At 57.7% G+C, this 7,277-nt stretch carries 7 protein-coding genes; 3 read left to right on the top strand and 4 right to left on the bottom strand.

Going from position 1 to position 7,277, the window contains the following annotated elements; genetic code table 11:
* Positions 1-2,204: 2,204 nt before the first annotated feature.
* The gene (locus E0L37_RS21465) at positions 2,205-2,678 is read right to left on the bottom strand and encodes a hypothetical protein (protein WP_133493643.1); all 474 of its coding nucleotides are present in this window, start codon (positions 2,676-2,678) and stop codon (positions 2,205-2,207) included.
* 174 nt (positions 2,679-2,852) lie between these two features.
* Complete coding sequence (locus E0L37_RS21645; protein ID WP_166643129.1) at positions 2,853-2,990, bottom strand: hypothetical protein; 138 nt, start codon at positions 2,988-2,990, stop codon at positions 2,853-2,855.
* 1,227 nt (positions 2,991-4,217) lie between these two features.
* Between E0L37_RS21645 and E0L37_RS21460 the strand changes: the two genes are divergently transcribed.
* The gene (locus tag E0L37_RS21460) at positions 4,218-4,799 is read left to right on the top strand and encodes an Ig-like domain-containing protein (protein ID WP_133493642.1); all 582 of its coding nucleotides are present in this window, start codon (positions 4,218-4,220) and stop codon (positions 4,797-4,799) included.
* A 1,151-nt stretch (positions 4,800-5,950) separates the two neighbouring features.
* Here E0L37_RS21460 and E0L37_RS21455 read toward each other — a convergent pair.
* A complete protein-coding gene (locus E0L37_RS21455) occupies positions 5,951-6,340 on the bottom strand; it encodes a hypothetical protein (RefSeq protein WP_205655691.1) in 390 nt (129 codons plus the stop codon).
* Positions 6,341-6,378: 38 nt separating this feature from the next.
* Here E0L37_RS21455 and E0L37_RS21450 point away from each other — a divergent pair, with 38 nt between their 5' ends.
* Together E0L37_RS21450 and E0L37_RS21445 are read left to right on the top strand one after the other, a co-directional pair.
* Positions 6,379-6,603, top strand: a complete 225-nt coding sequence (locus tag E0L37_RS21450; protein ID WP_133493641.1) for a hypothetical protein — start codon at positions 6,379-6,381, stop codon at positions 6,601-6,603.
* A 5-nt stretch (positions 6,604-6,608) separates the two neighbouring features.
* Positions 6,609-6,848, top strand: coding sequence for a hypothetical protein (locus E0L37_RS21445; protein WP_205655690.1), 240 nt, complete (start codon positions 6,609-6,611; stop codon positions 6,846-6,848).
* Between the two features lie 26 nt (positions 6,849-6,874).
* Here E0L37_RS21445 and E0L37_RS21440 read toward each other — a convergent pair.
* Positions 6,875-7,277: EF-Tu/IF-2/RF-3 family GTPase (locus E0L37_RS21440; protein WP_370450667.1), on the bottom strand; the 403-nt coding region annotated here is incomplete at its 5' end.

Raw genomic sequence — 7,277 nt, 5'->3', positions numbered from 1 at the left:
TTCGCTTGCAAGCAAGCTTCCCACGGCGGCTTCGTGGCACACTCCGTGGGAGACCAGCTTGCTGGCGAATTCCGTCCTCCGGCGTTGTCCCATTCGCTTGCAAGCAAGCTTCCCACAGCGGCTTCGTGACACACTCCGTGGGAGACCAGCTTGCTGGCGAACACGGCCTCCGGCGTTGTCCCATTCGCTTGCAAGCAAGCTTAGCAAGCTGGTCTCCCACGGATCATGCCACGAAGCCGCTGTGGGAAGCTTGCTGGCAAGCGAATATCCGAACACCAGAGGGCCGCATTCGCCAGCAAGCTGGTCTCCCACGGATCATGCCACGAAGCCGCTGTGGGAAGCTTGCTGGCAAGCGAATATCCGAACACCAGAGGGCCGCATTCGCCAGCAAGCTGGTCTCCCACGGATGTGGGAAGCTTGCTTGCAAGCGAATGGGTCAACGCCGGAGGCCGTATTCGCCCGCAAGCTGGTCTCCCACGGAGTGTGCCACGAAGCCGCTGTGGGAAGCTTGCTTGCAAGCGAATGGGTCAACGCCGGAGGCCGTATTCGCCCGCAAGCTGGTCTCCCACGGAGTGTGCCACGAAGCCGCTGTGGGAAGCTTGCTTGCAAGCGAATGGGTCAACGCCTGGCACACTCCGTGGGAGACCAGCTTGCTGGCGAATACGGCCTCCGGCGTTGGCCCATTCGCTTGCAAGCAAGCTTCCCACGGCGGCTTCGTGGCACACTCCGTGGGAGACCAGCTTGCTGGCGAATACGGCCTCCGGCGTTGGCCCATTCGCTTGCAAGCAAGCTTCCCACGGCGGCTTCGTGGCACACTCCGTGGGAGACCAGCTTGCTGGCGAATTATTGCGAATTCGCTTGCCAGCAAGCTTCCCACGGTGGCTTTGTGGTGCGGCTTTCCGTGGGAGCGGGCTTGCCAGCGAATACGGCGTTCGGTATTGCGAATTCGCTTGCCAGCAAGCTTCCCACGGTGGCTTTGTGGTGCGGCTTTCCGTGGGAGCGGGCTTGCCAGCGAATACGGCGTTCGGTATTGCGAATTCGCTTGCCAGCAAGCTTCCCACGGTTCCGGCCCTCTGGTGTTGGGATATTCGCTTGCCAGCAAGCTTCCCACAGCGGCTTCGTGGCAGATCCGTGGGAGACCAGCTTGCTGGCGACTTCCGGCCCTCTGGTGTTGGGATATTCGCTTGCCAGCAAGCTTCCCACAGCGGCTTCGTGGCAGATCCGTGGGAGACCAGCTTGCTGGCGACTTCCGGCCCTCTGGTGTTGGGATATTCGCTTGCCACCGTGGGAGACCAGCTTGCTGGCGAATGCCGGCCTCCGGCGTTGCTCCATTCGCTTGCAAGCAAGCTTCCCACGGAGGCTTAGTGGCTCAAACCGTGGGAGACCAGCTTGCTGGCGAATGCCGGCCTCCGGCGTTGCTCCATTCGCTTGCAAGCAAGCTTCCCACGGAGGCTTAGTGGCTCAAACCGTGGGAGACCAGCTTGCTGGCGAATGCCGGCCTAAGCCGCTGTGGGAAGCTTGCTTGCAAGCGAATGGGTCAACGCCGGAGGCCGTATTCGCCAGCAAGCTGGTCTCGCACGGAGTGTGCTCCGAAGCCGCCGTGGGAAGCTTGCTTGCAAGCGAATGGGTCAACGCCGGAGGCCGTATTCGCCAGCAAGCTGGTCTCCCACGGAGTGTGCTCCGAAGCCGCTGTGGGAAGCTTGCTTGCAAGCGAATGGGTCAACGCCGTTGCTGTGGGAAGCGGCCTTGGCCGCGAATGCTCCTTCGGGTCGTTGGCAATTCGCTTGCGAGCAAGTCTCCCACAGTGGCTTCGTGGTTCGTTGCTGTGGGAAGCGGTCTTGGCCGCGAATGCTCCTCCAGGCCGTTGGCAATTCGCTTGCAAGCAAGCTTCCCACGGCGGCTTCGTGGTTTGTTGCTGTGGGAAGCGGCCTTGGCCGCGAATGCTCCTTCGGGTCGTTGGCAATACGGCGGCTTCGTGGTTTGTTGCTGTGGGAAGCGGCCTTGGCCGCGAATGCTCCTTCGGGTCGTTGGCAATTCGCTTGCGAGCAAGTCTCCCACAGTGGCTTCGTGGTTCGTTGCTGTGGGAAGCGGCCTTGGCCGCGAATGCTCCTTCGGGTCGTTGGCAATTCGCTTGCGAGCAAGTCTCCCACAGTGGCTTCGTGGTTCGTTGCTGTGGGAAGCGGTCTTGGCCGCGAATGCTCTTTCTACAAGGCCGCTGTGGGAAGCTTGCTTGCAAGCGAATGCGCCAACGCCGGGGCGGGATTCGCCAGCAAGCTGGTCTCCCACGGCTTTTCTACAAAGCCGCTGTGGGAAGCTTGCTTGCAAGCGAATGTGCCAACGCCGAAGGGCGAGAATTCGCCAGCAAGCTGGTCTCCCACGGCTTTTCTACAAGGCCGCTGTGGGAAGCTTGCTTGCAAGCGAATGTGCCAACGCCGAAGGGCGAGAAGGACGCGATCCGCGCCCTGGCCAGCAAGGTCCGCGACGTATTGCCTCGGCGCGGTCGCTGAGTCCGGCGGGGAAACAGAGAAAACGCGGTCCTTTTCCGGGATCGCCGCACTCCAATTCGCTGGCACCGCGCTGTCCAACACTCTGAGAAAGGTCACCGGCTCGGATCGGTAACGGGAATTTCCGGCCTTGTCCACGTAGCGGATATCACCCAGGCTATCGATGATGATCACCGTGGGGTCCACGTCCGCATCGCCGACCTGGTTCGCGATGAGGCCCTGATGGAGCCGGCTCGCGAGTTGGCCGAGACCTTGTTGGCACGCCACCCGGCGCGGGTGGAACGTTTGTTGCGCCGATGGCTCAACGGCGGCGAATGATCGTCTCGATGCCTGATGGAGCACTAACGCTTAGATGGAAATAGTGCCGTCGTCCTTGGCGTCACTTTTTTCCGCCGGCCTGGTCAGTTCCCGCCAGCCGTCCTTGGCGGCCTCCTCTTTCTTAGCTGCCTGCGCGGCAGCGAACCCGGTGGCCGTGCTGTTCGGCATGCGCCCGTAATTTCTTAGCTGCCTGCGCGGCAGCGAACATGTTGCAAAAACAGGTGGCGCGGGGGTAGTCTTTCTTAGCTGCCTGCGCGGCAGCGAACCCGGTGGCCGTGCTGTTCGGCATGCGCCCGTAATTTCTTAGCTGCCTGCGCGGCAGCGAACATGTTGCAAAAACAGGTGGCGCGGGGGTAGTCTTTCCCGCTTCCCACAGCAACGAACCACGAAGCCACTGTGGGAGACTTGCTCGCAAGCGAATTGCCAACGACCCGAAGGAGCATTCGCGGCCAAGGCCGCTTCCCACAGCAACAAACCACGAAGCCGCCGTGGGAGACTTGCTTGCAAGCGGATTGCCAACGACCCGAAGGAGCATTCGCGGCCAAGGCCGCTTCCCACAGCAACAAACCACGAAGCCGCCGTGGGAAGCTTGCTTGCAAGCGAATTGCCAACGCGCTTGCAAGCAAGCTTCCCACAGCGGCTTTGTAGAAAAGCCGTGGGAGACCAGCTTGCTGGCGAATCCCGCCCCGGCGTTGGCGCATTCGCTTGCAAGCAAGCTTCCCACAGCGGCCTTGTAGAAAAGCCGTGGGAGACCAGCTTGCTGGCGAATTCTCGCCCTTCGGCGTTGGCACATTCGCTTGCAAGCAAGCTTCCCACAGCGGCCTTGTAGAAAAGCCGTGGGAGACCAGCTTGCTGGCGAACTCTCGCCCCAAGGCCGATTCCCACAGCGGTTCCATGGCCCCCTTCCGTGGGAAGCTGGCTTGCCAGCGAATCCAGCGTGAATTCATATCTCCGGCCCCATTCGCGGCCAAGGCCGCTTCCCACAGCGGTTCCATGGCCCCTTCCGTGGGAAGCTGGCTTGCCAGCGAATCCAGTGTGAATTCATATCTCCGGCCCCATTCGCGGCCAAGGCCGATTCCCACAGCGGTTCCATGGCCCCCTTCCGTGGGAAGCTGGCTTGCCAGTTGGCCGCGAATGCCCCCGGCCCGTTGGTGATTCGCTTGCCAGCAAGCTTCCCACGGCGGCTTCGTAGCATGATCCGTGGGAGCCAGCTTGCTGGCTGGCCCGCTAGCGTGCGGCGTCTCAGTGAGCTTGCAGGGCACCATGGAATCTCCCACAGCGGCTTCGTAGCCCATTGCTGTGGGAAGCGGCCTTGGCCGCGAATGCCCCCGGCCCGTTGGTGATTCGCTTGCCAGCAAGCTTCCCACGGCGGCTTCGTAGCATGATCCGCCGACGGTGGAACCCACTGACGGAACGATCCTTACTGGTACCGCCGAAGCGGGCAGTACCGTTGATGTGGATATCAACGGGGATGGCACCCCGGACTACACCGTTGAAGCAGATGCCGATGGCAACTGGTCGGTGACGCCGGATGCGCCTCTGGCGGATGGCACGGAAGTCAGTGTCACGGCCACGGACCCGGCGGGTAATACCAGTGATCCTGCCACCACCATCGTGGACGAAAACCTGAACGACACCACGCCGCCAGCGGCGCCGACCATCGCCGAGGTAATGGATGATGTGGCACCGGGCACCGATCCGGCCACTAAGCCTCCGTGGGAAGCTTGCTTGCAAGCGAATGGAGCAACGCCGGAGGCCGGCATTCGCCAGCAAGCTGGTCTCCCACGGAGTGTGCCACGAAGGCACTGTGGGAAGCTTGCTTGCAAGCGAATGGAGCAACACCGGAGACCGGCATTCGCCAGCAAGCTGGTCTCCCACGGTTTGAGCCACGAAGCCTTCGTGGGAAGCTTGCTTGCAAGCGAATGGAGCAACGCCGGAGGCCGGCATTCGCCAGCAAGCTGGTCTCCCACGGTTTGAGCCACTAAGCCTCCGTGGGAAGCTTGCTTGCAAGCGAATGGAGCAACGCTGGCAAGCCAGCTTCCCACGGAAGGGGGCCATGGAACCGCTGTGGGAATCGGCCTTGGCCGCGAATGGGGCCGGAGATATGAATTCACACTGGATTCGCTGGCAAGCCAGCTTCCCACGGAAGGGGACTATGGAACCGCTGTGGGAAGCGGCCTTGGCCGCGAATGGGACTGGAGATATGAATTCACGCTGGATTCGCTGGCAAGCCAGCTTCCCACGGAAGGGGCCATGGAACCGCTGTGGGAAGCGGCCTTGGCCGCGAATGGGGCCGGAGATATGAATTCACGCTGGATTCGCTGGCAAGCCAGCTTCCCACGGAAGGGGGCCATGGAACCGCTGTGGGAAGGGAAGCTTGCTGGCAAGCGAATGGGGCAACCCCGAAGGCCGTATTCGCCAGCAAGCTGGTCTCCCACGGATCGTGCCACGAAGCCGCTGTGGGAAGCTTGCTGGCAAGCGAATGGGGCAACCCCGAAGGCCGTATTCGCCAGCAAGCTGGTCTCCCACGGATCGTGCCACAAAGCCGCTGTGGGAAGCTTGCTGGCAAGCGAATGGGGCAACCCCGAAGGCCGTATTCGCCAGCAAGCTGGTCTCCCACGGATCGTGCCACGAAGCCGCTGTGGGAAGCTTGCTGGCAAGCGAATGGGGCAACCCCGAAGGCCGTATTCGCCAGCAAGCTGGTCTCCCACGGATCGTGCCACATACAAATACGGCGCTGCGCGGCGGCTTATTTCTTCCATGTAATTAGGATGAGTAAGGTACCAAGCAATGCGCTTTTGCACATCTGGGTGACTTGAATCGCTAAACTGCAGTTGAATGCGAATACGCTGCCATACGACATCAAGTTCACTTGGTTTGAGCGGTGTCACCGCGTCTACTTGTTTTGTTTTAGCTTCTGCAACCACAGTGCCTGGATTGGCTTTGCTGATGGGCTTCTTTTCGGGAAGTGACTCAGGGGCAGTCTGACAGCCTGTTACAATAAAAGAAACAACAACAAGGCCTAAAAATCGATTTAAAAACACGTATTAAAATACTCCGTTAACTTAGGTGCGGGTAAACTAAAGCGCCTAAGCTTAACATAGGGTGAGCTAAAAATGACCATTAGATTAACAGCTCGCTAACTTACTCACCCCTGTAAACGTGGTACGCACAAATACCCCGCGTGGCTGCGCGGTATCAATAAAGTAGCTACCTGCTTTGTATTTAACGCCACAGGCTTTAAAATCTTCAGTTGCTTGTTTAACTTCAACACCATGCTCAGCCATTAAGGTAGCGAGTCTATGAGCGCCTTCACGGTTACTTTGCTTAGGTAAAATATAAACACGCTCTTTGCTATCTTTACCCGAGTCAATTGCATCAACTTGATATTGATAAAAATCACCTAGTAGTTTTTCACGTTGATTGGCAGCACCTTCGGCAGTCGAAATTGAGGCCACAAATTGACGCTTAACAGTATTAAAATAGGTGAGTAGTTCACCGGTATTTTTCTCAAACACGTGGCCACGTGCAGAGCCGACTTCGTAAGTTGATGCTGATGCACCATAAAATACTGGCCAGCTATCACGTGATGACCTATGGCGATATCAACTTTTATGGAAAAGTCGGTTTTTCCGTTGTGAGTGAAGAAATTATTCAAGCTCCTCATAACTTATCTTACCCAAAAGGCTGGCTGGCTAAACCGGTTTTAGATGACGAAATTTTGCCAATTACTGGTAAGCCAAGTTGCCTAAAACCACTCGATAACCCTGCGCTTTGGTAAACATAATGCAAGCACCTTCACTGATAGAATTAGGCATGCGACCTTTCTTTCAACAACAGTTGAGTTTAGATGAGCTAGAAAACGGCTACTTAGGGCGTGTTGTTGAGCATCACAAAGCAGAGGTCGTATTGCTTGGCGAGCAAGGCTCGGTGCGGTTTGCTTTAACACCGAGTCTTGAACAAATTTGCGTAGGTGATTGGGTGGTATTTGATGAGTCGCGTATTTTACGGGTACTAGAAACCTAATACTAACGGTGCTTCATGCATCCATACTAATTTAGCTTTAATACGGTTGTAACAGCGGCTTTTGAAGCGGCTGGCACAATCACATCGCCACGGCTGATATCAATTTCGTCGTTTAACGTTAAGGTAATTGCTTGACCTGCTTCAGCTGTATCTAAGTTGCCATCGAAAGTCACAATCTCTTTGATGCTTGAGCTTTTACCTGATGGTAATACCTTTACCGCATCACCCACGCTGAACTTGCCAGACGTTAAAGTACCTTGGAAGCCGCGTAAGTCTAAGTTAGGGCGTACCACATACTGGACCGGAAGACGTGCTTCAAACCCGTTATCAAGTTCAGCAGCTGGTGAGTCTTCAAGTAACTCAAGTAGCGGTTTATCTGTATAGTAAGGTGTGTGCTCTGAGCGTGTAACTACGTTGTCACCTTTAAGC

This window comes from Alcanivorax sp. 24, from assembly GCF_004360225.1.
Lineage (GTDB): Bacteria > Pseudomonadota > Gammaproteobacteria > Pseudomonadales > Alcanivoracaceae > Alloalcanivorax > Alloalcanivorax xiamenensis.
Note: the sequence above shows the minus strand (reverse complement) of the source record. Positions and strands in the feature narration are given on the sequence as shown.

What these genes read in the sequence shown, in the direction of transcription:
- E0L37_RS21645 (WP_166643129.1), bottom strand. Translation starts at nt 2,990, where the DNA reads ATGCCGAACAGCACGGCCACCGGGTTCGCTGCCGCGCAGGCAGCTAAG.
- E0L37_RS21450 (WP_133493641.1), top strand. Translation starts at nt 6,379, where the DNA reads ATGCACCATAAAATACTGGCCAGCTATCACGTGATGACCTATGGCGAT.
- E0L37_RS21445 (WP_205655690.1), top strand. Translation starts at nt 6,609, where the DNA reads ATGCAAGCACCTTCACTGATAGAATTAGGCATGCGACCTTTCTTTCAA.